The 20,923-nt window shown below is 57.0% G+C and carries 25 protein-coding genes, 1 pseudogene and 2 riboswitches; of the genes and pseudogenes, 17 read left to right on the top strand and 9 right to left on the bottom strand.

Going from position 1 to position 20,923, the window contains the following annotated elements:
- Positions 1 to 20 precede the first annotated feature (20 nt).
- From IPM39_00940 to IPM39_00910, 7 genes and pseudogenes are all read left to right on the top strand, one after another.
- Positions 21 to 206 (top strand): hypothetical protein, encoded by a 186-nt coding sequence (locus IPM39_00940; protein MBK8984641.1) that lies wholly within the window; start codon positions 21 to 23, stop codon positions 204 to 206.
- Positions 207 to 214: 8 nt separating this feature from the next.
- Positions 215 to 925, top strand: coding sequence for a class I SAM-dependent methyltransferase (locus tag IPM39_00935; protein ID MBK8984640.1), 711 nt, complete (start codon positions 215 to 217; stop codon positions 923 to 925).
- Between the two features lie 213 nt (positions 926 to 1,138).
- Positions 1,139 to 1,585: a GatB/YqeY domain-containing protein gene (locus tag IPM39_00930; protein ID MBK8984639.1), complete on the top strand. Its 447-nt coding sequence runs from the start codon at positions 1,139 to 1,141 to the stop codon at positions 1,583 to 1,585.
- A 20-nt stretch (positions 1,586 to 1,605) separates the two neighbouring features.
- On the top strand, positions 1,606 to 2,622 hold the full coding sequence (locus IPM39_00925; protein MBK8984638.1) for a hypothetical protein: 1,017 nt from the start codon (positions 1,606 to 1,608) through the stop codon (positions 2,620 to 2,622).
- Positions 2,556 to 3,785, top strand: a complete 1,230-nt coding sequence (locus IPM39_00920) for an HDIG domain-containing protein (protein MBK8984637.1) — start codon at positions 2,556 to 2,558, stop codon at positions 3,783 to 3,785. The genes IPM39_00925 and IPM39_00920 overlap by 67 nt, the downstream gene beginning before the upstream one ends.
- A gap of 14 nt (positions 3,786 to 3,799) precedes the next feature.
- On the top strand, positions 3,800 to 4,309 hold the full coding sequence (gene ybeY, locus IPM39_00915; protein MBK8984636.1) for an rRNA maturation RNase YbeY: 510 nt from the start codon (positions 3,800 to 3,802) through the stop codon (positions 4,307 to 4,309).
- Positions 4,287 to 4,663: pseudogene (locus IPM39_00910) on the top strand (diacylglycerol kinase family protein). The gene ybeY and the pseudogene IPM39_00910 overlap by 23 nt, the downstream one beginning before the upstream one ends.
- Positions 4,664 to 4,701: 38 nt before the next feature.
- Here IPM39_00910 and IPM39_00905 read toward each other — a convergent pair.
- The 8 genes from IPM39_00905 to IPM39_00870 all read right to left on the bottom strand — a co-directional run bounded on the left by IPM39_00905 (position 4,702) and on the right by IPM39_00870 (position 9,404).
- Positions 4,702 to 4,872, bottom strand: a complete 171-nt coding sequence (locus IPM39_00905) for a hypothetical protein (protein ID MBK8984635.1) — start codon at positions 4,870 to 4,872, stop codon at positions 4,702 to 4,704.
- A 130-nt stretch (positions 4,873 to 5,002) separates the two neighbouring features.
- On the bottom strand, positions 5,003 to 5,296 hold the full coding sequence (locus IPM39_00900; GenBank protein ID MBK8984634.1) for a glycosyltransferase: 294 nt from the start codon (positions 5,294 to 5,296) through the stop codon (positions 5,003 to 5,005).
- Positions 5,297 to 5,437: 141 nt separating this feature from the next.
- Positions 5,438 to 5,983 (bottom strand): glycosyltransferase, encoded by a 546-nt coding sequence (locus IPM39_00895; protein ID MBK8984633.1) that lies wholly within the window; start codon positions 5,981 to 5,983, stop codon positions 5,438 to 5,440.
- Positions 5,976 to 6,353 (bottom strand): hypothetical protein, encoded by a 378-nt coding sequence (locus tag IPM39_00890; protein MBK8984632.1) that lies wholly within the window; start codon positions 6,351 to 6,353, stop codon positions 5,976 to 5,978. Before IPM39_00890 ends, IPM39_00895 begins: the two co-directional genes overlap by 8 nt.
- A complete protein-coding gene (locus IPM39_00885; GenBank protein ID MBK8984631.1) occupies positions 6,274 to 7,299 on the bottom strand; it encodes a hypothetical protein in 1,026 nt (341 codons plus the stop codon). The genes IPM39_00890 and IPM39_00885 overlap by 80 nt, the downstream gene beginning before the upstream one ends.
- A 108-nt stretch (positions 7,300 to 7,407) precedes the next feature.
- Entirely contained in the window at positions 7,408 to 7,947 is a 540-nt protein-coding gene (locus IPM39_00880) for a dTDP-4-dehydrorhamnose 3,5-epimerase family protein (GenBank protein MBK8984630.1), read from the bottom strand.
- Positions 7,948 to 7,978: 31 nt separating this feature from the next.
- A complete protein-coding gene (locus IPM39_00875) occupies positions 7,979 to 8,851 on the bottom strand; it encodes a proline dehydrogenase family protein (protein MBK8984629.1) in 873 nt (290 codons plus the stop codon).
- A 265-nt stretch (positions 8,852 to 9,116) separates the two neighbouring features.
- Complete coding sequence (locus IPM39_00870; GenBank protein ID MBK8984628.1) at positions 9,117 to 9,404, bottom strand: hypothetical protein; 288 nt, start codon at positions 9,402 to 9,404, stop codon at positions 9,117 to 9,119.
- Between the two features lie 267 nt (positions 9,405 to 9,671).
- Between IPM39_00870 and IPM39_00865 the strand changes: the two genes are divergently transcribed.
- The 8 genes from IPM39_00865 to purN all read left to right on the top strand — a co-directional run bounded on the left by IPM39_00865 (position 9,672) and on the right by purN (position 16,780).
- Complete coding sequence (locus tag IPM39_00865) at positions 9,672 to 12,029, top strand: GAF domain-containing protein (GenBank protein MBK8984627.1); 2,358 nt, start codon at positions 9,672 to 9,674, stop codon at positions 12,027 to 12,029.
- A complete protein-coding gene (locus tag IPM39_00860; GenBank protein MBK8984626.1) occupies positions 11,996 to 12,412 on the top strand; it encodes a PAS domain-containing protein in 417 nt (138 codons plus the stop codon). The genes IPM39_00865 and IPM39_00860 overlap by 34 nt, the downstream gene beginning before the upstream one ends.
- Positions 12,396 to 12,653, top strand: coding sequence for a hypothetical protein (locus tag IPM39_00855; protein MBK8984625.1), 258 nt, complete (start codon positions 12,396 to 12,398; stop codon positions 12,651 to 12,653). Before IPM39_00860 ends, IPM39_00855 begins: the two co-directional genes overlap by 17 nt.
- Positions 12,640 to 13,206 carry a sensor histidine kinase gene (locus IPM39_00850; protein ID MBK8984624.1) on the top strand — a complete coding sequence of 189 codons (567 nt, stop codon included), beginning with the start codon at positions 12,640 to 12,642 and terminating at the stop codon, positions 13,204 to 13,206. The genes IPM39_00855 and IPM39_00850 overlap by 14 nt, the downstream gene beginning before the upstream one ends.
- Positions 13,207 to 13,224: 18 nt before the next feature.
- Positions 13,225 to 13,488 (top strand): DNA-3-methyladenine glycosylase, encoded by a 264-nt coding sequence (locus IPM39_00845; protein MBK8984623.1) that lies wholly within the window; start codon positions 13,225 to 13,227, stop codon positions 13,486 to 13,488.
- A 154-nt stretch (positions 13,489 to 13,642) separates the two neighbouring features.
- Positions 13,643 to 14,434 carry an enoyl-ACP reductase gene (locus IPM39_00840; GenBank protein MBK8984622.1) on the top strand — a complete coding sequence of 264 codons (792 nt, stop codon included), beginning with the start codon at positions 13,643 to 13,645 and terminating at the stop codon, positions 14,432 to 14,434.
- 137 nt (positions 14,435 to 14,571) lie between these two features.
- Positions 14,572 to 14,670, top strand: a riboswitch (SAM riboswitch).
- Positions 14,671 to 14,800: 130 nt separating this feature from the next.
- On the top strand, positions 14,801 to 16,030 hold the full coding sequence (locus IPM39_00835; GenBank protein ID MBK8984621.1) for a methionine adenosyltransferase: 1,230 nt from the start codon (positions 14,801 to 14,803) through the stop codon (positions 16,028 to 16,030).
- 150 nt (positions 16,031 to 16,180) lie between these two features.
- The gene (purN, locus tag IPM39_00830) at positions 16,181 to 16,780 is read left to right on the top strand and encodes a phosphoribosylglycinamide formyltransferase (GenBank protein MBK8984620.1); all 600 of its coding nucleotides are present in this window, start codon (positions 16,181 to 16,183) and stop codon (positions 16,778 to 16,780) included.
- Between the two features lie 57 nt (positions 16,781 to 16,837).
- Here the strand turns inward: purN and sppA are convergent, their stop codons facing one another.
- On the bottom strand, positions 16,838 to 18,700 hold the full coding sequence (gene sppA / locus IPM39_00825) for a signal peptide peptidase SppA (protein ID MBK8984619.1): 1,863 nt from the start codon (positions 18,698 to 18,700) through the stop codon (positions 16,838 to 16,840).
- Positions 18,701 to 18,825: 125 nt separating this feature from the next.
- Positions 18,826 to 18,938, top strand: a riboswitch (TPP riboswitch).
- 65 nt (positions 18,939 to 19,003) lie between these two features.
- Here sppA and IPM39_00820 point away from each other — a divergent pair.
- Positions 19,004 to 19,648 (top strand): thiamine diphosphokinase, encoded by a 645-nt coding sequence (locus IPM39_00820; GenBank protein ID MBK8984618.1) that lies wholly within the window; start codon positions 19,004 to 19,006, stop codon positions 19,646 to 19,648.
- A 158-nt stretch (positions 19,649 to 19,806) separates the two neighbouring features.
- Positions 19,807 to 20,871, top strand: a complete 1,065-nt coding sequence (locus IPM39_00815) for a thiamine ABC transporter substrate-binding protein (protein MBK8984617.1) — start codon at positions 19,807 to 19,809, stop codon at positions 20,869 to 20,871.
- The last annotated feature ends 52 nt before the right edge of the window (positions 20,872 to 20,923 follow it).

Raw genomic sequence — 20,923 nt, 5'->3', positions numbered from 1 at the left:
TGCGCCGCCCCGATGATTGTATGACGCAGCGATTGATGGAGCAGTATCAGGTCGGCGATCTGGTAGAAATAACCTTTGGTAATGGCGTCTGGCAAACGGCCGTTGTGCGGCAGCCGCAGCATCCAGGATTATGGGTACAAACAGCCGACGGCCGTCTTTGGTACGTCACCAATACAAAACGCATACGCAAAGCCAAAATATCCTGAAGTAACCTATGCACGAAGACGTTGTTCGCAAACTACTGGCCTTAAACCAAAATTTTTACAATGAATTGGCCGAACCTTTTGCCGAAAGCCGGGTCAAGCCGCAGCCTGGGTTCTTCCAACTGCTGTTGGAACTGCCCCAACCATGTGATTATTTGTTGGATGTGGGCTGCGGCGACGGCCGTTTGGGTCGGTTTCTCCAGGCGCGGCGGGCTGTTAAATGGTACACTGGCGTAGATTTTAGCGCCGAACTGCTGGCCAAAGCGGAAGCGGCCACCATGGGCGATTTCCACCAGCGCGACCTCAGCCAGCCAGAGTCCTTGTATGGCCTGGGGCAGTATGAAGCCATCGCCTGCCTGGCGGTTCTCCAGCACATTCCCGGTTTACAACACCGGCAGACCCTGATGCAAGAAATGGCGCGGGCGCTGACGCCAGACGGCCGTATCTTCATTTCCACCTGGCAGTTTGTCGGCAATGAACGGCAGCAGCGCAAAATTGTAGATTGGGCGACGGTGGGCCTGCACGAGCAAGACGTAGACCCCAACGACTATCTGCTCACCTGGCAGCGCGAAGATTTTGGCCTGCGCTACGTCCGGCTGATTGACGAACAAGAGATAGCCAACCTGGCCGCCACCGCCGGTTTGCAAGTAGTCGGGCAGTTTCGGGCAGACGGCCGTGAAGGCAACCTGAGCCTCTACACCATTTTGGAATTTGCCCAATAACGGCCGTAATCAGTAATCAGTAATCAGTGACCAGTTTTCAGTCGGTGTTACCTCTGGAAGACACGCACTGAACACTGGATACCAGTAAACCTCTCATGGTCTTCCCAAAAGTGGTTGATTCCTACACCTTGTCTCCCGGTCTCCTTGTCTCCTGGTCTCGTATCTTGCCACTAACTCATTGCCAATGTTACAATCTTTTTTGGAGGAAGACGTATGACATTAAAAGATAAACTCCGTACAGACATGGCTGCGGCCATGAAACAGGCCGATACCGAAACCCGCGATGTGCTGCGGATGCTGCTGGCGGCCATCAAACAGATAGAAGTAGATGAGCAAACCACTCTGGATGACGCCGGTGTGATCAGTGTGCTGACCAGGCAGGCCAAACAACGCCGCGAGAGCATCGCCGATTATGAACTGGCGGGGCGGACGGAACAGGCGGCTCAAGAACTAGCGGAACTGCGCATCATCGAAGCCTACCTGCCACAAATGATGGATCGGGCAGCGGTCAGGGCCATTGCCGCCCAGGTTATTGCCGACCTGGGCGTGACCGATGCCAAAGGCATGGGCCAGGTAATGGGCAAATTGATGCCACAACTAAAAGGCCAGGCAGACGGCCGTATCGTCAATGAAGTCGTCCGTGAGCTGCTTGCGGCTTAGGCCATACAATCATCAACCCCATGCAATCAACCGTAGATTTTTGGCAGCGCGGGCAGCAAGCCTTTCGGAGATCCATCCTCTGGGTATATGTGTTGGTTGTTGCCCTGCTCCTGACACTGATCCTTTCCGCCAACCTGTTCCAAACTTCCAAAGTAACGGTGACCCTCGGCGAGCCGACCACAGCCGAAATAATCGCCCCTTTCACCCATACCTTTCCCAGCGGTGTTCTCACAGAACAGGCGCGCCAGGACGCCGCCAGAGCCGTGCCCGATCAATATACCTCCCTGGACCTAAACATTGGGCGCACTCAACTCAACCTGGTGCGGCAAACCTTTGGTTTCATAGACGCAATTCGCGCCGACAATCAGGCCAACCCGGCCCGCAAGACCCAATACTTGCAGGCCATTGAAACCGTTGTCATAGACGCCCAGGTTGCCGCCGACCTGTTGGCGTTGAACGACGCCGAATACGCCGTTGCCCAACAAGAAGTGCTGAACATCATAGACACAGTGATGCGGCAAGAAATCCGCGAGAGCCAACTGCGCGATGCCCAACGCGCCGCTCGTCTGCAAGCCAGTCTCAATTTGTCTCGCGCCCAAGAAAACGTCGTCACCAGTCTGGCCCCCTCTTTTATTGTGCCCAACGTCTTTTTGGACGAATCAGCCACACAAGTGCGTCGCAACGAAGCGATGACCAACGTTGAACCGATTGTCCGCACGGTGTATAAGGGGCAGGTGGTCCTTCAGGCTGGCGAAATTGTTGATCGGGCAGATGTGGAGTTACTGACGGAACTGGGTTTGCTTCAGGCGCAAACCGATTGGCGCTCGATCATCAGCATTTTTCTGGCATCATTATTGGCGATGGTGTTAATCTCGCTGTTTTGGCAGCAATTTGAGCCGCTGATCCGGCAGAATCTGCGCTATCTGATGGCTCTGGCAGCCTGCTCTGGCTGTTTGCCCTCATCGCCAAAGTGCTGCCGGCTGGACCGATTTATATCATGTACTGGTATCCGCTGGCGGCCATGGCCATGCTGTTGACGGTGATCTTTGATACGTATCTGGCGCTGGTGGTAACAACCGTAATGGCTGGACTGATTGGCGTCAGTGTGACCAATTCCCTGGAGCTGACCATTTATTACGCTGCCGGTGGGATGTTGGCGGCGCTGACCCTGCGCGACGCTCAGCGCATCAATACTTTTTTTCGGGCAGGCGTCATGGCGTCTGTCGGCTACATCACGGTGATCGTTATATTTCGCCTGAACCAGGATTTAGCCGCTTTTGAGCTGTTGCAGTTATTGTTATACGGTCTGGCGAATGGGGTTTTGTCGGCCGCGCTGACACTCGTCGGCTTTTATTTTCTGGGTAGTTTGTTCAGGGTGACAACCACCCTGCAATTGCAGGATCTATCGCGCCTGGACCACCCCCTGCTGCAAGAGCTTCTGCGCCGGGCGCCGGGAACATACCACCACAGCATCATGGTCGCCAACCTGGCCGAACAAGCGGCCGACCGGGTGAAGGCGCAGAGTACGTTGGTGCGGGTGGGCGCCTTTTATCACGACATCGGCAAGATGAATAATCCCTTTTATTTCACCGAAAATCAGGAGGGCCACAACCCCCATGACAGCCTGGACCCTTACACGAGCGCGGAAATTATCGCCAGCCATGTGACTGATGGCCTGGAGCTGGCCCGCCGTTACAAACTGCCAGATCGCATCCGCGATTTTATTGCCGAGCATCATGGCCGTCGTCTGGTGAAAGGCTTTTATCTGAAGGCGCTGGAACAGGCTGGCGGCGATGTCAATGGGGTAGAAGAAGCCCGGTTTCGCTATCCGGGGCCGCGCCCGCAGTCCAGGGAATCGGGCATTGTGATGTTGGCCGATGCCATTGAGGCCATATCTAGCGCTTTGCGACCCAACACGGAGAAGGCCATTGAGAAGATCGTCACCAGCATCATCCAGGAAGATTTGCGCGAGGGCCAGTTGAATAACTCCGGCCTGACCCTGGGGGATATTCAGATGATCCGCGAGTCGTTCATTGAAACCTTAAAGGGGCGTTTTCATCTGCGGGTGCGGTATCCGGGCAACGAAGAGATGGAAGAGGATGTTGCGGCCGATAAACCGGCGCAGCTTGCGGAGCCACAGCTTACCGGGGCGCTGCCGCTGCCGCACAAGAGCGGCGATTTGGTTCGTAGACAGGAATAGTCAGGAGGATGGGTATGGCGTCTTTTGTGATTGATGTGTTGGTGGAGGTGGCGCCGGGGGATGCGCCGGATGGGGTGGTGGCGATGTTGGAAACGGCCGTTCTGACCACCCTGGCCCACGAGCAGCTCTCCCCACCGCTGGAATTGTCTATTCTGTTAACCGACGACGCGCAAATCCAACAGATGAACCGGGATTTTCGCGGCGTAGACAAACCCACCGATGTGCTAAGTTTCCCGGCCGGCGACGCTTTGCCAGGCATGGAAGAGGCCGATCCCTACCTGGGCGACATCGCCATTTCTGTGCCCTATGCCACCCGGCAGGCGGCCCAGGCCGGCCACGATCTGGCCGGGGAGTTGCAGCTCTTGGCGGTTCATGGCCTGCTGCATCTGCTGGGCTACGACCATGACGACGCGGAAGAAAAAGAAGCGATGTGGGGGGCACAAACGGCCGTGCTTGCCTACCTCAACCTGCAACACGTCACCCCACCGAGGCTTAACCTAGATGGCAGACCTGAGCCAAAATGAACTATACAGCCGGGTCCGGAGTTTTCATTATGCCTTCGCCGGATGGTGGCACGTCCTCCGCACCCAGCACAACGCCTGGATCCATGCCGTCGTCAGCGTGGCTGTGTTTGCCCTGAGCCTTTGGCTGCAAATTTCCCGGCAAGAGTGGGCCATTATCATCCTGACGGTAATGGCCGTCTGGATGGCCGAATTTATGAATACTGCCCTGGAAGCCCTGGTAGACCTGGCCTCGCCCGAATATCATCCATTAGCAAAGGTTGCCAAAGACGTGGCCGCCGCGCCGTACTGGTTGGCGCGGCTGGCGCTGTGCTGGTTGGTCTGCTCATCTTTGGCCCCCCTGTGGGCGCTGATTAGCCCCACTATTGGGCGATGCTTCGTGGCAGTGCCTCGTTCTATCCCATCCGCGTCAGTGGTCCTGTACCGGTACTCAGACGGTTCGACCATTTCTCTGCCTGGTCCACCAGCATATTCCAGGCAACGGTGAAAATCGGTTTGCGCTCATCGGGATTCACAAAAACACCCGCTTTTTTATCCTCTATCGCCTGCCGGTAAACCTCAATCATCTTCTTGGTGACGGCCAGGGTGTCAAAGGTATTGGCTTTGCTATGGCCCCGGCGCGCAGGCGGTCGGCCAGCGCTTCATCTTGCAGGAGGCGGTCCAGCCGGTCGGCCAGGGCCTGGCTGTTGTTCGGCGTCAGCAGCCCGTCTTTTCGTGCTCCACAATATCGGACGTGCCGCTGGCGTCTACGGCGACGACCGGCAGATTGGCGGCCATCGCTTCCATCGTTACCAACCCTTGTGTTTCGGTGATGGAGGCAAAAGAGAATAAATCGGCCGCTTTCAGATAGTTGGGCACTTCCTCAAAGGCCACTCGCCCGATGAAGTCCACCCGGTCGGCTATGTTCAGTTTGCGGGCCAGTTTCTCCAGAGCAGATTGGTCTGGTCCGTCGCCGATGAGGGCCAGACGCACGTTGGGGTGTCTGCCCATGGCAATGGCCAGGGCTTCGATGAGGGTGGCAAAGTTTTTTCTGAGCCAACCGGCCGATGGAAAGGATGACCACGATCTGTTCGTCGCGCCAACCCAGTTTTGCCGGATAGGACGGCCGTTGCCTCCTGGTAAGGGCGCAGGTCAATGCCCGTGGAATAACCGTGACCCTTTCCTCAATGCCATAGGTTTCTTCCAGCATCTGTTTGATGCTCGGGCTGGGGCAATAATATGCTGGCACTTTTGCATATAGTCGGCCAGCTGGCGCTCAATCAACTCCCGCACCATTTCCTCTGGCAGGCCCATGGATTGGGCGTATTCCTGGTAGCGTGTGGTGGGTAAACACCAGCGGAATGCCCAACTTTTCGGCTTTGTCACTGGCGGCGGTGCCCATAGGCAGGGGTGGTGGGCGTGGATGATGTCTAATTTCAGGATGGGCAGAACCCAATCGATGTACGGAGAAACGGGAATGGTCGCCGGGTAATTGCGAATGGGGATATTCAGCGCCGGATACCGGAAAACAAATGGCTCATCGTCCAGGTGACCAGGCGTATCTTGCCCAAACACAAAAACCGTGTGCCCCAGTTGTTCCTGCGCCTGCCGGAATGTACTGATGGAGCGCACCACACCGCTCATGACCGGAAAATAGGTGTTGGTAAAATGGGCGATATGTAATTTTTCTTTACGCATTCGATTCCTCGTGGCGAAAACTTTCTAACTCGTGATAAGCAAATACCAGCATACCGGCGTTCCAGGTGAGGGGGGCTTCGGAGGTATACCAGAAGGTGGAGAGATATTGTCCGTCACGGCCGTATACTTCATGCACCACGCCATCGCGGACGATCAGGCGGGCTATGCGCTGCAGAAGGGTTTCGGCTTCCGCCTGCCGCCCCATGCGGGCCAGAGCAACGACGTGCCAGGCCCCCAGCCACAGCCAGGCGGCGTGAGTGTGGTACTCCGGGATGCCGGCGAGGCGATTTTCAAAGGCGATGAGCTTTTCCGGGTATTCCTGGTGAGTGACTTTGGTGGGCGCCGGATCGGCCATGCCGAATTCGTTCATTTTGTCCAGGATGCTGTGCGCCTGTGCCGGCGTGGCCAGGTCCCAGACAATCGATCGCCAAGTTGCCGCTGCTGCTGAGCATGTCGTATTGCTCGCTGGTGACAAAATAGCCCAGGTCGGCGCGCCAAAACTGGCTTTGAATGGCCTGGTACACCTTCTGGGCGCGGTCTGTACAACATTTCATCTCTTCGGGAAAGTTGTGCTGTTCGGCGAAGGCGGACATTTCTTGGAGGGCTTTCCAGTAGAGTACGTTGGTGTACAACACGCGACCGGTGCGCCCGACGCTGTCGGCCCAATCGGTAAAAGCTGCCTGCTGTAAAAGCCCATCTTTGGGGTCCACGTGCGCATCCAGCCAGGTGAGTGCCCGACGCAAAGCGTTCCAATGTGTTTGCACAAATGCCGCGTCGCCAGTTTGGCGGGCATAGCGCAAAACGGCAATGACCAGCAGGCAGTTGCCGTCCAGGGAGATGGTGTTGTGGGAGGTGACGTATTTGGGGCGCAAGGGTTTGTAGATGGGCTGCTCGCGTTGGAAGAGTGAGTGAATGTAGCGGTCTACGACGCTGGTGGAGTGGATTTTTACCGGGAATTGGCCGGATGCCTGTTGAAAGTGCAAAAACAGTTCCAGACATTCCCGGACGACCTGATATTCGGCAATGGACAGCAGGCCATAGCTGGCAAAGCCAAAATCGCGCGCCCACGGTTCGCGGAAGTTGCGCCGACCGGCGCACAGGACCAGCTTTTGTTCGCCGTTGGCCAGGTGGCGGGTTTCGATGCCACCGCGCAGGTTGTTGACGGCGATTTCGTAACCGTGTGTCTCTATTTCCTGGTCGGTGATGACGTTGATGAGCAGGTAGGGGGTTTGCAAGAGGGGCTGGCGTAACAGGCGGCGGGCATAACGCTGTACGCGCCAAAAGGCGTAGACGAATAAACTGGTTATACCAACCAACAAAGCGCTAAGTAAACTGGTTTGTTTACGGGAGGCGGGTTTAGCGGGGTGGTGGTTGTTTTCGGGTTGCCACAGGGGATTGGCTGTTGGGGGAGGAGGGTGGCCGTCTCACCTGGCCGGTTCTCGTGGGAATATCGCGCAGGAGGCGTTGGTTGCACCCCGCCGCGAGAGTATGGGGTTAGTAATGCCCCAGTCCAGGTTCAGGTCGGGGTCGTTCCAGGCTACGCCGTTTTCGTCACGGCCGTTATCGTAATAATTGTCCACAATGTAGGTCAGGGTGGCGTCGCTGAGGGCGACAAAGCCGTGGGCTACGCCGATGGGGATAAAAAGGCCCATCTCATTGAGTTCCCCCATTTCGATAGTTTGGGTATGCAGGTAGGTGGGCGAAGACGGCCGTAAATCCACCAATCCGGCCCGCACCATCCCTTTGGCCACATACCAATAATCAACCTGGTGGTGATGATAATGCAGCCCGCGCAGCACCCCGGCCTTTGAGTCTGAACGATTCATCTGCAAAATATCCCAATTGCGCTGCGGAAACCAATCTTTGCGAAACGTCTCCGTAAAACGGCCGCGTTCATCGGCAAAAGCGTGCAGTCTGGCGGTAAATACTCCCCGAATATGCGTTAGTTCTTCAATGCGATCCATGCGTTGTCTCCGTTGTCCTGTTTTGGCGCGCTCAGTGGCGTAAAAAGTTGCTTACGAAAAACCATAGATTTGCCGGCCGTTCTGCCAGCCGGCGCATAAAGTAAGGATACCAGGCTGTGCCATAAGGCACATAGACTCTAACCTGGTACCCATCGGCCACCAACTTCTCTTGCAGCTCGCGGCGCACGCCATAAAGCATCTGGAATTCAAACTCGCGGGGACCAATGTTGTGCGCCTGGGCGTAGGCCAGCGCCGCCTGAATCATCTTTTCATCGTGGGTGGCAATGCCCAGGTGGACGCCGCGCTGCCGCGCCTCTGGACTAAGCATCATCTCCATCAGTTTGACATAATTGGCGTCAGTGTCGGCCTTGTCTACAAAGGCCACGTCAGATGGTTCGGCATAAGCGCCTTTGCATAGGCGCACCCAGGCCCCGGCGTCAATCAGGCTGGCCACATCGGCTTGGCTGCGATACAGGTAAGCCTGGATGACAATGCCCACCCGCTGCCCAAAGCCGAGTTCGTCGCGCAGACGGCCGTATACCGCCAACGTCGCATCCGTCACCGCGCTTTCTTCCATGTCTATGCGGACTTTGTTGTTATGGCTTTCTGCCCGTTCCAACAGGCGGCGCACGTTATCCAAAGCCAGGTCTTCGTCTACCCGCAGGCCAAGCTGCGTCAGCTTTACCGAGACGTTGCCGTTAATGCCGTTGGCGGCGATGGCGTCTAGCATCGCCATTATCTCATCACGGGCAGCGCGGGCTTCATCGGCCGTGTTGACGCTTTCGCCCAGAAAGTCCAGCGTAACGCTCAACCCTTTGTCGTTCAATGTTCGCGCCGCTTCCATTGCCGCCGCAATGTTTTCGCCGGCGACAAAGCGCCCGGCCACACTGCGCGCCAGACTCATTTGGGTTACAACCCGGCGCGCCCAGGCTGCCTTCGCCAGATACAACAGCAGCAAATGCAGCCAGCGCTCGCTGAATTGGTAGATCAGCAGGACCAATAAGACCAATAACAGGAAAAACGGGAGCAGTGGGGAGGGGGAACGGTTATTTGATGTAGACATACGACATTTTTGGGTGACGATTAACCTCTTGGGAAAAGTTGGTCAGTTGGATCGTTTGCTCAACTACCATCCAACTAACCAACCAACAAACCTGTTTTTGCCCATTTTACCTGAAATTTAGCGAACCAACAGGGAATAGCCGCCATCTACGACAATGGTCTGGCGGCAGATCATGCGGGCGGCCGGGCTGCACAAAAACTAACCACTTCGCCGTACAACCGGACCATGCTTCCTGGTCGCCGACGTTGGCCCTGACTACCAGGGTCTGCCGGCCGAGGGCGCGAATGGCGGCGACCGTTTCCTTGGCCGGTTCCCGATGGCGAAAAAAGTTGACGACAACGTGAGCGCCGCGCCCGGAACCTGTGACCAGGGGGATTTTATTGGCGAATAACATAGCCACCTCCTGATTGGCATAGCTAAATTGTAGCCTGGACTGTTTGACGGCGGTAAAGAAAACGGCCGTTCAGTTGGCATTTGTTACTCCTTCCATTATGATTTAGTGACAGTATTCAGTATTCAGTATTCAGTATTCAGTATTCGGTATTCAGTGGGAGGCCGTTAAGTTTGGGCAACCCCCAATACTGGTTGTTGACTACTGAACATGGTTGCTGTATAGCGGTCATCACAACATAGGTGTGGTTCATCGTTCATCATTCTCTTCATGGATAGACAACAAGAAATTTTACGCGCCATCGCTTTTACCAGTCATTACCTGTCCGACGTGCGGAACCTGGACGGCCGACTTCCGGCCGTGCTGGCTAACCTGGCGCGGGCTGTGGGGGTGCGGCGCGCCTACATTTATGACAACCTGGAAGAGGCAGACGGCCGTATCCTATCTTCACACCGTCTGGGTTGGTCCGCTTACCGGCAGTATATGCTGCAAAATGACCCCAACCTGAGCCACCTGAGTTTCCGCGACATGGGCTATGACCGCTGGACGCGCCTCTTTCAGACCGGGCAGGCGGCCTATGGCAGCATTACCCAATTTCCGGCGGCCGAAATCCCCTTCCTTGCCGCGCAGGGCATTCACTCTATTGCCGCCATTCCCATTCTTAATGGCGATCAGCTGTGGGGGTTTATTGGCTTCGATGATTATGAACGCGAACGGCCGTGGACATCGGGCGAAATCCAGGCCCTCACCTACGTCGGGCGGGCGATGGGCACAGCCTATGAAAACGCCCGCCTGTTTCGCGCCGAAGCCCAACGCCGCCGCGAAGCCGAGATTCTCAACGAGGTCAGCAGTTATCTCACCCACTCGCTTGATCTGGAAGAAGCGCTGGACCGAACATTAGACACATTGCTGCGGCATTTGGGCGGCGCGCTCACCATTTCCTTGACCTTGCTAGACAAACCGCAGCAAGCGCTGCTCGTCGTCGCCCAAAAGACAAACTGCCCACAGCCACACAGTTTCTATGAAATGGTCGGTCAGCAGATAGACCTGACCGAGTTGCAGGCGTCGCGGTGGGTCATTGAAAAGAAACGGCCGTACACCATTGCCAATCTAACCGGACAAGAAGCCGCGTCCCCCAAAATGCGCCAGGCCGTGGACGATGGGTTGCGCGCCGTCCTCTATTTGCCCCTCCTGGTCCGTTCACAGCCAATTGGCGTTTTACATATAGACGTTCACACCACCCCCCGTATCTTCTCGCCCGAAGAAATCACCTTGTGCCAGGGCATCGCCAACCTCATGGCCGCCGCCCTGGAACGCAGCGAACTGCTAAAGTTAGAACGACAACAGCTCTACCTGGCCCGGACGCTGCAACAAGTGGGCGCATTACTAACCACCCAACTCAGCCTGGAAGACGTGTACCAAAAAGTATTTGATTTACTCGCCCAGGTCATCCATTACGACAGCGTTTCCATCCAGCTTTTCGACGAAGAACAAGACAAACTATACATGGTCGCCGGCATTGGCTTTCCCAACGAGACCATTGTCAGAGAATTCATCTACTCCATTGCTGAACATTGCCTGAGCAAATTCCCCGATGAGCAGTATGTGGTGATGATACCAGATACACAACTGGATTCGCGCTGGGTCACCACCCCGGAGCTAAACTACACCCGCTCCTGGGTCGGCGCGCTGCTGCGCGTGAAAGGACACAGCATTGGCATCCTGAATGTGGATAGCAAACAAGCTAACGCCTTTGATGAGCAAGCCACCGCCACCATCGCCGCTTTTGCCAATCAGGCCGCCATTGCCATTGAAAATGCCCGCCTGTATGAAAACGCTCGCCAACAGGCAGACGAATTAGCCATCTTACATGAAGTTACCGTTTCCACCTCAGCCACCGTAGATATTGACGAGCTGTTCGCCCAGACGACGCACCTGTTGGTCTCGCGCATTTACCACGACAGCTTCGGATTTATTCTGGTTGATGAGGCGGCTGAACTAGCTTCGCCTCATCCATCTTATTTTGGCATAAGCGAAGAACTGCTGCATAAACCCATCCCGCTGGCACACAGCATCACCGGGCTGGTTGTACAAACCGGCACGGCTGTTGTTATTCCCGATGTGCGGCAGGAACCACGCTACTGGAAGTTCCACGAGCGATATCGTTCCTCCATCATGGTCCCACTGAAGGTAGACGCGCAGGTTGTTGGGGTTATCGTGGCCGAAAGCGCCAGAGTGAATGACTTTACCGAAGATGATATGCGCTTTCTCATAACCCTCGCCGGGCTGGTTGGCGTGGCCATGGTCCGTACCCGGTTGTATAAGCGGCTGCAAGAACAATCCGACAGGTTGGCGCAGCAAGTAACGCTGCGCACGGTGGAATTGCAATCGGAAAAAGAACGCACCGAGACGATCTTGGAGAGCGCCGGGGAGAGCATCCTTGTCACCGATCTGCAAGCCAGAATTGTGTACGCCAACCGGGCGGCCGAAGTGCAAAGCGGTTATTCGCGGGCAGAGATGTTGGGGACTACACCCCGTCTGCTGGAAAGCGGGCTGACTCCCCAAGCCACCTATGTAGATATGTGGAGACCATTTTGCAGGGCAAGCAATGGTCTGGCGAACTGGTGAATCGCCGTAAAGATGGTTCGCTTTATGACGTATCTGTGACTATTTCACCGCTGATGAATCTCCAGCGGGAAATTGTTAGCTTTGTTAGTGTCCAGGCAGATATAACGCGCCTGAAAGAATTGGACCGGCTAAAAACAAAATTTGTAACCAACGTGTCTCATGAACTAAGGACGCCGCTGACCAACATCAAAACTTATCTCAAGCTGTTGGAGAAGGGGCGCAGCGAAAACGCCAACCGGTACTACAAGGTGTTGTATCACGAAACGGATCGGTTGACGCAGTTGATTCAGGATTTGCTGGATTTGTCTCGTCTGGAGACAGAAACGCCGCCCAGGAATTTCGCCGGCGTTGATTTGGATCCCGTTTGTGCAGGAATATTTTGATATTTTCGCCGCCAAAGCGGAGATGCGCCAGATTGCTGTGCACAAGGATGTGCCTTTGGACCTGCCATTTGCTCAGGTAGAAGAAAGGCATCTCGGTCAACTGCTGACCAATCTATTGGGCAATGCGATTGCCTATACGCCGGCGGGCGGCCACATCTGGCTCAAAGCTGGCGCCGACTTCTCCGGCGCTGCCCGGTTTGATCTGGTTTCAGGTTTCAGATACCGGCTTGGGCATTCCTGAAGAAGACATCCCCTTTTTGTTTGACCGTTTTTTTCGCGGCGAGGTTGTGGTGAGCCAGGCTATTCCGGGCACTGGCCTGGGTTTGGCCATTTGTCAGGAGATTGTGAGGCGCTATAATGGCCGTATCGACGTGACCAGCGTTGCCAAGCAAGGGGCCAACTTTCACTGTCTGTCTGCCGATGGTCCGCCAGGACGCCTCACGCAGCGCACCCTTTATGGGAATCCGATTAGATCACCCTTTTTTTGCCCGAAGCGCCTGCGAAGTGGCCGTGGCGCTTGTTGGGTAAACCCTTGGTGCGCTTGGACGACGGCCGTCGCCTCAGCGGCCGTATCGTGGAAACGGAAGCGTACTGCGCCGGTGAGCAGCCCGACCTGGCCTGCCATGGCGACCGGGCCAATAACGGCCGTCCTACCCCGCGCACGGCCGTTATGTTTGGCCCGGCTGGTTTTGCTTACGTTTACTTCACCTATGGCATGCACTGGATGTTCAACGTCGTTACCGGACAAGAAGGACAGGCCAACGCCGTGCTTATTCGCGCGTTGCAGCCGGTAGAAGGGGTGGAGGTGATGGCTGGCGCAAAACCGCAACGGCCGTGCCCAGGCCCAATGGACCAATGGCCCAGCCCGCCTGTCCCAGGCTCTGGGCATCGACAAATCGCTAAACGGCGCGAACCTTTATCAGCCCCAAGGGGTTATCTGGATAGAAGACGCGCCCCCTGTCCCGTCTGGGCAGATCGCCGCCGGCCCGCGCATCGGCCTGGGCAAAACGCCGGAACCCTGGTTCTCCATGCCCTGGCGCTACTGGCTCAAAGACAATCCATTTGTGTCTCGTTAACCAAAAGAATTAACCTTTACTTGAGGCTGGGGCCTGAGACTCAGGCAATTGGAATCCGCAATTTTCGGGAGACTTCGGAAAATTCACCCCCCGAATCCCTAATCCGCCTCGCCTGCCAACGGGATCCTAGCTCCCAGTCCCTGGAGAAACCTGCATGAAACTACTTGAAGGCAAAAAAGCGCTCATCTTTGGCATTGCCAACCAGCGGTCCATCGCCTGGGGTATTGCCAAGGCTTTGCACGAACATGGCGCGGAAATTGGCTTTAGCTATGGCATTCCCCAATTGGAGAAACGGGTACGGCCGTTGGCCGACGAGCTAGGCGTCACCTTTGTGGAAATGTGTGACGTGTCGTCGGATGAGGAGATTACGGCCGTCTTCGCCAAAGCCGCCGCCCATTTTGGGCAGATCGACATCCTCGTCCACGCCATTGGTTACGCCCTGAAAGAAGACCTGGAAGGGCGCTTTGTCAGCACCAGCCGCGAAGGCTTTCGCATCGCCCTGGACATCAGCGCCTACAGCCTGGTGGCCCTGGCCCGCGAAGCCGTGCCCCTCATGCCCAATGGCGGCGTTATTCTTACCCTCACCTATTACGGCGCGGAGAAAGTCATCCCCCACTACAACGTGATGGGCGTGGCGAAAGCCGCCCTGGAAGCCAGCACCCGCTACCTGGCCGCCGACCTGGGACCACAAGGGATTCGCGTCAACGCCATTTCCGCCGGTCCCATCAAAACGCTGGCGGCGGCCGGCATTGCCGGTTTCCGCAAGATGCTCGGCTATGTCGAAGAACGCGCCCCCTTGCGGCGTAACATAGACCAGGACGAAGTGGGCAAAACCGCCCTGTGGCTGTGCAGCGATCTCAGCAGCGGCGTGACCGGCGAAGTGGTGTACGTAGACGCTGGTTATCACATCCTGGGCATGCCCGAACCGCCGGAAAACTGGGAATAACGGCCGTCTGGCCCGGCCCTTAATCAACTTTCTGCTGCGATAGGGCTAACATGCGCCCCATTAGGTACTTTTGGTTCTTGTTTGACAATCTGTTTTGATTGGCTATACTCAAAATCAGTTAAAAACAACATATTACACTCTTATCAGGAGCAGTGGAGGGAACGGCCCGTAGAAACTGCAGCAACCCCCGGCAGGGAAGGTGCTAATTCCGACAGCGAGAAGCTGGCAGATAAGAGGTGAGCCTGAAATAAAGCAAGCCTCTTACCGCCAGTTAAGAGGCTTTTTTGTTTTCAAGCATGGGTGTGGCGCACGACAAAAATGCGGCGCGCCCGGAGAGAATCACTCACAAACTTGGAGGTTTTAGAGATGACAACAACATTTATGACAGCGCCCAGTTTATTGTTTACCTCGGAGTCCGTAACCGAAGGCCACCCCGATAAAATGTGCGACCAGATCAGCGATGCGGTATTAGACGCAATTATGGAGCAGGACCCGAATGCCCGTGTGGCTTGTGAAACGGCCGTCAAAACCGGCTTCGTCCTCTTGTTGGGCGAAATCACCACCACCGCCTTCGTCAATTTCGACGAACTGGTCCGTAAAGTTATCGTCGACATCGGCTTCGACGACAGCAGCAAAGGGTTCGACGGTAACACCTGCGGCATCATGGCGGCCATCGCCAGCCAAAGCCCAGACATCGCTCAGGGGGTGGACCGCGCCCTGGAATATCGTCACAATGGCGACAGCGAAGCCGAAATCAACGCCATAGGCGCCGGCGACCAGGGCATGATGTTTGGCTATGCCTGCAACGAAACCGCAGAATTAATGCCCCTGCCCATCCACCTGGCCCACGCCCTCACCCGCCGCCTGTCTGAAGTGCGGCGCAACGGCGCGCTGCCCTGGGTGCGCCCCGATGGCAAATCGCAAGTAACGATTGAATACAGCTATGGCCAACCTAAGCGCGTCCACACCGTCCTGGTCAGCACGCAGCACGCCCCGGAGGTTGACGCCGAAACCCTACGCCAGGGCATCATTGAACATGTCATTATGCCCGTGCTGCCGGCCGAACTGGTGGATGACAATCTGCTCATTTATGTCAACCCAACCGGCCGTTTTGTCGTCGGCGGACCCATGGGCGACGCCGGTCTGACCGGCCGTAAAATCATCGTAGACACCTATGGCGGCATGGGGCGGCACGGCGGCGGCGCGTTCAGCGGCAAAGATTGCACCAAAGTAGACCGCAGCGCCGCTTATGCCGCCCGTTGGGTCGCCAAAAACATCGTCGCCGCCGGCCTGGCCGAGCGCTGCGAAGTGCAGGTCGCATACGCCATCGGCGTCGCCAAACCGCTCAGCGTGAATGTAGAAACTTTTGGGACCGGCAAACTATCCGCCGATCAACTGGTCCAAATCATCAACGAGCATTTTGACCTGCGGCCGGGAGCCATCATTCGTGATCTGAACCTGCGCCGCCCCATTTACCGGGCGACGGCCGCTTACGGACACTTTGGCCGCACAGATATTGACCTGCCCTGGGAAGCCACCGACAAGGTCGAACTGCTGCGCCAGGCTGCCCTGCGTTTTGAACCGGCGCTGGCCTAAGTGACCATCTAGAAATTACATGGCCCAGATTGGACCAATCTCCAAGATTAGTCCAATCTAAAAAACAGGAAGTTATTCTTAGACGATTACTAAGTGCAGACAGACCCTGAGGGTTTCAGAAAACCCTCAGGGTCTAACACGGTCATGACGATGACAAAACCCCGCCTGATTGTTTTTGTTTCTGGGTCGGGCACGAACTTGCAGGCCTTAATTGACGCTGTGGCACGGGATGAGTTAACGGCCGAAATCGTCCTCGTCGTCGCCAACCGGCGGCAGGCGTATGGGCTGGAACGGGCGGCGCGGGCCGGTATTCCGACCCGCTACTTCACGCTAAAACCGTACCACGACGCCGCTAAAAGCCGGGCAGACTATGATTCTGACCTGGCCGAACTGGTGGCCGCTTACGTCCCAGACCTGATCGTGCTGGCCGGTTGGATGCACGTCCTCAGCCCCGCTTTTCTAAACCATTTCCCCAACCGGGTGATTAATTTGCATCCGGCGCTGCCGGGCCAGTTTATCGGCACGGGGGCAATAGAGCGGGCGTTTGCCGCTTTTCAGGCGGGGGAAGCTGAACACAGCGGCTGTATGGTGCACTATGTGATTCCTGAAGTGGATGCCGGACCGGTGTTGGACACGGCCGTTGTCCCACTCTACCCCGGCGACAGCCTCGACGACTTCGCCGCCCGGATGCACGCCGCCGAACATCAATTGATTGTGCAAGCGACGCGGCTGGCGTTGAACAGGCGGTAAGTTGGCTGCCTGGTAAACAAACCAGTCATCCAACCGGACCAACCATTCCAGACAGGCTCAAAACTTCAAGCCAAAGGGCATCAGATAAAGTGGACGGCCGTCTAACACCGGCAGCGTCTCGCCCAACAACAGACGGCCAAGCTGAAGCAGGCTTTCGTCGGGCGTGGATGGGGGTTCCTGACGCTCAAAGGGGTGTGGTAAGACGTAACGGCCGTCTCGCGGGTACAGGTTCGCCACCGGGATGGTCGTTTTGTCATCCACGGTCCATCCGGCCAGTTCCGCCGTTTTGTGGATGGCGTCCACAAAATCGCCAAAGCTGTCCACCAGTTGATGCGCCTGCGCCTGCCGCCCGGTCCACACCCGCCCTTCACAAATGGGGTCCAGATCGTTAATGGGCAGATGACGGCCGTTAGCCACCACCTGCTTAAACTGCTCATAATTGTTGACTATGCCCGCCCAAAAAATCGCCCGTTCCTCGTCGGTCATCGGCGCTGTTTCCTGGTAAAGCCCGGCGTGCGCTCCCCGCTGCAAACTTGCCTGATGAACGTTGAGCTTTTCGTATAATCCTTTAGTGCTGACCCGGCCGCTGATCACGCCGATGGAGCCGGTGATGCTGCCGCTCTGGCACATGATATGCCGGGCATAGGCGCTGACGTAATAACCGCCGGAGGCGGCAACGTTGCCCATGTAGGCCAATACCGGCTTTTTCTGGCTCAGGCGCTCGATTTGCCGGCCGATGAGGTCGGAGGCCAGGGCGGAGCCGCCGCCGGAATCCACATGGAAGATCAGCGCGGCCATGTTGTCCATCTCTTCCGCCTGGCGGATAAGGCGTACCAGGGTGGCCTCGCCGGCCGCCGCGCCGCCGAGGAAAGGAATAGGCAGATCAATCGGCGGCTGGCGGCTGGACCCCATCACAATCGAACCTTCCAGGCTGATGACGCCGATGAACTGCTTGCGGCGGCGGCGCGCTTTTTCCAGCAGTTGGCCCCGGGCTTCGGACCAGACGGCCAATTTGGCTGTCGGGCGGGATATGTCCGCTTCTGGTTGGCTGGCGGCGGTGGGGGGCACGGCCGTTTCCCCTTCATCTGCCGGTTTTGTGTCTGCCAGCCAATAGGCCAGTTCATCCTCGTAGGCGATGGCGTCAATCAGCCCTTCGGCCAGGGCTTCTTCGGCCAACAACGGGGCGCGGTCTATCAGCGCCTGCATGGCCGCCTGGGTCAGGTGACGGCCGTCGGCCATATCGGCCGTCAGCAAATCATACCGGTCGTCCAGGAGCCGGTTGAGCTGCTCGGCCTCCTCTGGCGTCATGCCAGACTCGCCAAAGGTGTTGAGGGCTGTTTTATAGGGCGAGATTTGCACCACATCCATCTGGACGCCCAGCCGCGCCAGGGCGTCTTTCAGGTACACCGTTTCCAGCCGCACGCCCAACACCTCAAACTGCACGCCCGGCGGGACCACAATTTTATCGGCGGCGCTGGCGGCGTAATAGTGGGGCAGGTCCAGATACGGGGTGTAGACGATGACCTCTTTGCCGGCCTGACGCAGGCGGCTGATGGCGCGGCGCAGGTTTTGCAGCGTGCCCAGCCCGGCGCCAAAGCCCTGGAACACCAGGACGACCCCTTTGACGTTGTTGGCGTCGGCGATGGCCCGGAAACGGCCGTTTAGCACTTCCATGCTCAACGGCGGCGCGGGCAGGGGAAGCTGCCGCTCGATAAAGCCGCGCGGTGGATCGGTCCGTTCGGGCAGTGGACCGCCCAGGGGCAGCACCACATAATCCAGAGTGGCGTGGCGCATCTGCCGCAGCCAGTTGCGCAAGGTGGCCCCAGCTCCATGCCAAATGTCGCCCATCTCCACCTGCACCTGGCGCAGTTCTTGTTTGAGTTCGCTGAAAAAATCGGGTTGTTTGATCTGTTCTGTCATTGGCCTGCCTGGTAAAAGCAGACCTGGCAGGTTTTCTAGAACCTGTCAGGTCTGATTGGTTTGGCCTTATGATAGCCGATGCGTTATAATGCGGCTACATTAACAAGCCCGCCGCGGCGGGACTATATACAGACACAGGGAGCTGGGGTAAGCCCGGCTGAGAGGATGACCACGTTCGTCATTGACCTGCGAACCTGATCCGGGTAATGCCGGCGTAGGAAGATCGTCAACTATTGCCATCATTTGAAGCCACCCGCGAGGGTGGCTTTTTGTTTTGCAGCCTGCTTGCCAAAGGATGACGAGATGACCATTTTTATTTTTGCCAACGGGGATATGGCACGGACGGAATGGATACGGCTGTTGCTGCCTCAGGCCTCGTTCATCATCGCCGCCGATGGCGGGGCGCGGTATTTGTTTGCCCTGCAAACGCCGCCGGATGTGGTGATTGGCGACATGGATTCTGTGTCGCCGGAGGTATTGGCCTGGCTGCATACCACCCCCGCCCGGCTGATCACCCATCCGACAGCCAAAGACGAGACGGACCTGGAGTTGGCTTTGCTGCACGCGCTGCCCCATCAGGCGCCTATCTGGATTTTTGGCGCGTTGGGCGGCCGTTTGGACCAGACGTTGGCGAATATCTTGCTGCTGGCCCACCCGGCTTTGCGCGGGCAGACGGTGCGTCTGGTGAATGAGTATGAACATGCGTGGCTGGTGGAACGGGAAACGGCCGTACACGGCCGTGCCGGTGATCTCGTCTCGCTGATTCCCCTGGATGGCGATGTAACGGTGCGGGCGACGACAGGGCTGGCCTGGCCGCTGCGCGACGAACTGTTGGCCTTTGGCCCGGCGCGCGGCGTGAGCAACGTGATGACCGAGGATGTGGCGGGAGTTGTCCTGGCTGCCGGGCGGCTGTTGTGTGTGCATACCCGGCAAAGCTGGCAGCGTTGAAAGAAAACTAGAGCGGGAGTTAGAGGCTGTAATCAGTATTCAGTAATCAGTATTCAGTGACCCGTTTTTAGTCAGTGTTATCTCTGGAAGATACGCACTGAATACCGAACACTGAACACTGAACACCGAACACCGGCTCTAAATCAGAGGAGATAACGATGCGTACATTTTACTTTGTGTTTCTTGTATTGGCTTTGGTAGGCTGTGGCGGCGGTGGCGGGACAACGGCCGTGCCTGCCGCCGCGCCGCGTATCCTGACCGTGATGACCCACGATAGTTTTGCCGCCAGCGAAGAGGTATTGGCTGCTTTTGAAGCGGCCAACAACGCGCAAGTTGTTTTGCTGCCGTCTGGCGACACCGGCGCGGCGCTGAATCAGGCCATTCTGGCAAAAAGCAACCCGCTGGCCGATGTCTTTTTTGGCGTGGACAACGCCTTCATGGGCCGGGCGCTGGCTGCCGACATTTTCCAGCCCTACGCTTCCCCGGCGCTGACGGTCGTGCCCGATGCTTTTGAATTGGATGCCACGCATCGCCTGCTGCCGGTTGATTACGGCGATGTGTGCCTCAATTACGACATCGCCTGGTTTGCCGAACGGGACCTGCCCCTGCCCCAATCTCTGGCCGACCTGACCGACCCGCTGTACAAGGGGTTGTTGGTGGCGCAAAACCCGGCCACATCCAGCCCTGGTTTGTCGTTTTTGCTGGCAACCATCGGCGTGTTTGGCGTGGCAGGCGAGTACACCTATCTAGATTATTGGGCTGATCTGCGAACCAATGAGGTATTAATTACCAGTGGTTGGGAAGATGCGTATTATGGGCAGTTTACGGTGGCTGGCGGTGGCGAACGGCCGTTGGTTGTTTCTTACGCCAGCAGCCCACCGGCTGAGGTTATTTTTGCCGATCCGCCCCTGGATACGGCCCCCAGCGCCAGTTTGGTGGGCGATGGCATGTGTTTCCGGCAAATTGAATTTGTGGGCGTGCTGCGGGGAACGGCCGTGCCCGATTTGGCTCAGGCATTTGTAGATTTTATGCTCGGCCAGACCTTCCAGGAGGACATCCCGCTGAACATGTTTGTCTTCCCGGTGCATGAAAGCGCTGCCCTGCCGCCAGAATTTGTGACCTGGGCGCAAATTCCCGCCGCCCCGGTCACGGTAAACCCGGCGGACATAGACGCCCACCGCGACGAATGGCTGGAAGCGTGGACACAAGTTGTGCTGCGCTGACGCCCGACGCATAAAGCCACCATGAAGCCCGATTTGTTTGTGTTGGATATGC

The organism is Candidatus Leptovillus gracilis (assembly GCA_016716065.1).
Taxonomy (GTDB): domain Bacteria; phylum Chloroflexota; class Anaerolineae; order Promineifilales; family Promineifilaceae; genus Leptovillus; species Leptovillus gracilis.
This window is presented reverse-complemented; position numbering and strand designations above follow the sequence as displayed.

Coding starts and splice junctions, on each gene's coding strand:
- IPM39_00890 (MBK8984632.1), bottom strand. CDS start 6,353: ATGAACGAATTCGGCATGGCCGATCCGGCGCCCACCAAAGTCACTCAC.
- IPM39_00870 (MBK8984628.1), bottom strand. CDS start 9,404: ATGTTATTCGCCAATAAAATCCCCCTGGTCACAGGTTCCGGGCGCGGC.
- sppA (MBK8984619.1), bottom strand. CDS start 18,700: ATGACAGAACAGATCAAACAACCCGATTTTTTCAGCGAACTCAAACAA.
- IPM39_00940 (MBK8984641.1), top strand. CDS start 21: ATGACGCAGCGATTGATGGAGCAGTATCAGGTCGGCGATCTGGTAGAA.
- IPM39_00900 (MBK8984634.1), bottom strand. CDS start 5,296: ATGGGCAGACACCCCAACGTGCGTCTGGCCCTCATCGGCGACGGACCA.
- IPM39_00880 (MBK8984630.1), bottom strand. CDS start 7,947: ATGGATCGCATTGAAGAACTAACGCATATTCGGGGAGTATTTACCGCC.
- ybeY (MBK8984636.1), top strand. CDS start 3,800: ATGGCGTCTTTTGTGATTGATGTGTTGGTGGAGGTGGCGCCGGGGGAT.
- IPM39_00930 (MBK8984639.1), top strand. CDS start 1,139: ATGACATTAAAAGATAAACTCCGTACAGACATGGCTGCGGCCATGAAA.
- IPM39_00820 (MBK8984618.1), top strand. CDS start 19,004: ATGACCATTTTTATTTTTGCCAACGGGGATATGGCACGGACGGAATGG.
- IPM39_00905 (MBK8984635.1), bottom strand. CDS start 4,872: ATGATTGAGGTTTACCGGCAGGCGATAGAGGATAAAAAAGCGGGTGTT.
- IPM39_00925 (MBK8984638.1), top strand. CDS start 1,606: ATGCAATCAACCGTAGATTTTTGGCAGCGCGGGCAGCAAGCCTTTCGG.
- IPM39_00840 (MBK8984622.1), top strand. CDS start 13,643: ATGAAACTACTTGAAGGCAAAAAAGCGCTCATCTTTGGCATTGCCAAC.
- IPM39_00935 (MBK8984640.1), top strand. CDS start 215: ATGCACGAAGACGTTGTTCGCAAACTACTGGCCTTAAACCAAAATTTT.
- IPM39_00895 (MBK8984633.1), bottom strand. CDS start 5,983: ATGCGTAAAGAAAAATTACATATCGCCCATTTTACCAACACCTATTTT.
- IPM39_00815 (MBK8984617.1), top strand. CDS start 19,807: ATGCGTACATTTTACTTTGTGTTTCTTGTATTGGCTTTGGTAGGCTGT.
- purN (MBK8984620.1), top strand. CDS start 16,181: ATGACAAAACCCCGCCTGATTGTTTTTGTTTCTGGGTCGGGCACGAAC.
- IPM39_00875 (MBK8984629.1), bottom strand. CDS start 8,851: ATGAGTCTGGCGCGCAGTGTGGCCGGGCGCTTTGTCGCCGGCGAAAAC.
- IPM39_00835 (MBK8984621.1), top strand. CDS start 14,801: ATGACAACAACATTTATGACAGCGCCCAGTTTATTGTTTACCTCGGAG.
- IPM39_00865 (MBK8984627.1), top strand. CDS start 9,672: ATGGATAGACAACAAGAAATTTTACGCGCCATCGCTTTTACCAGTCAT.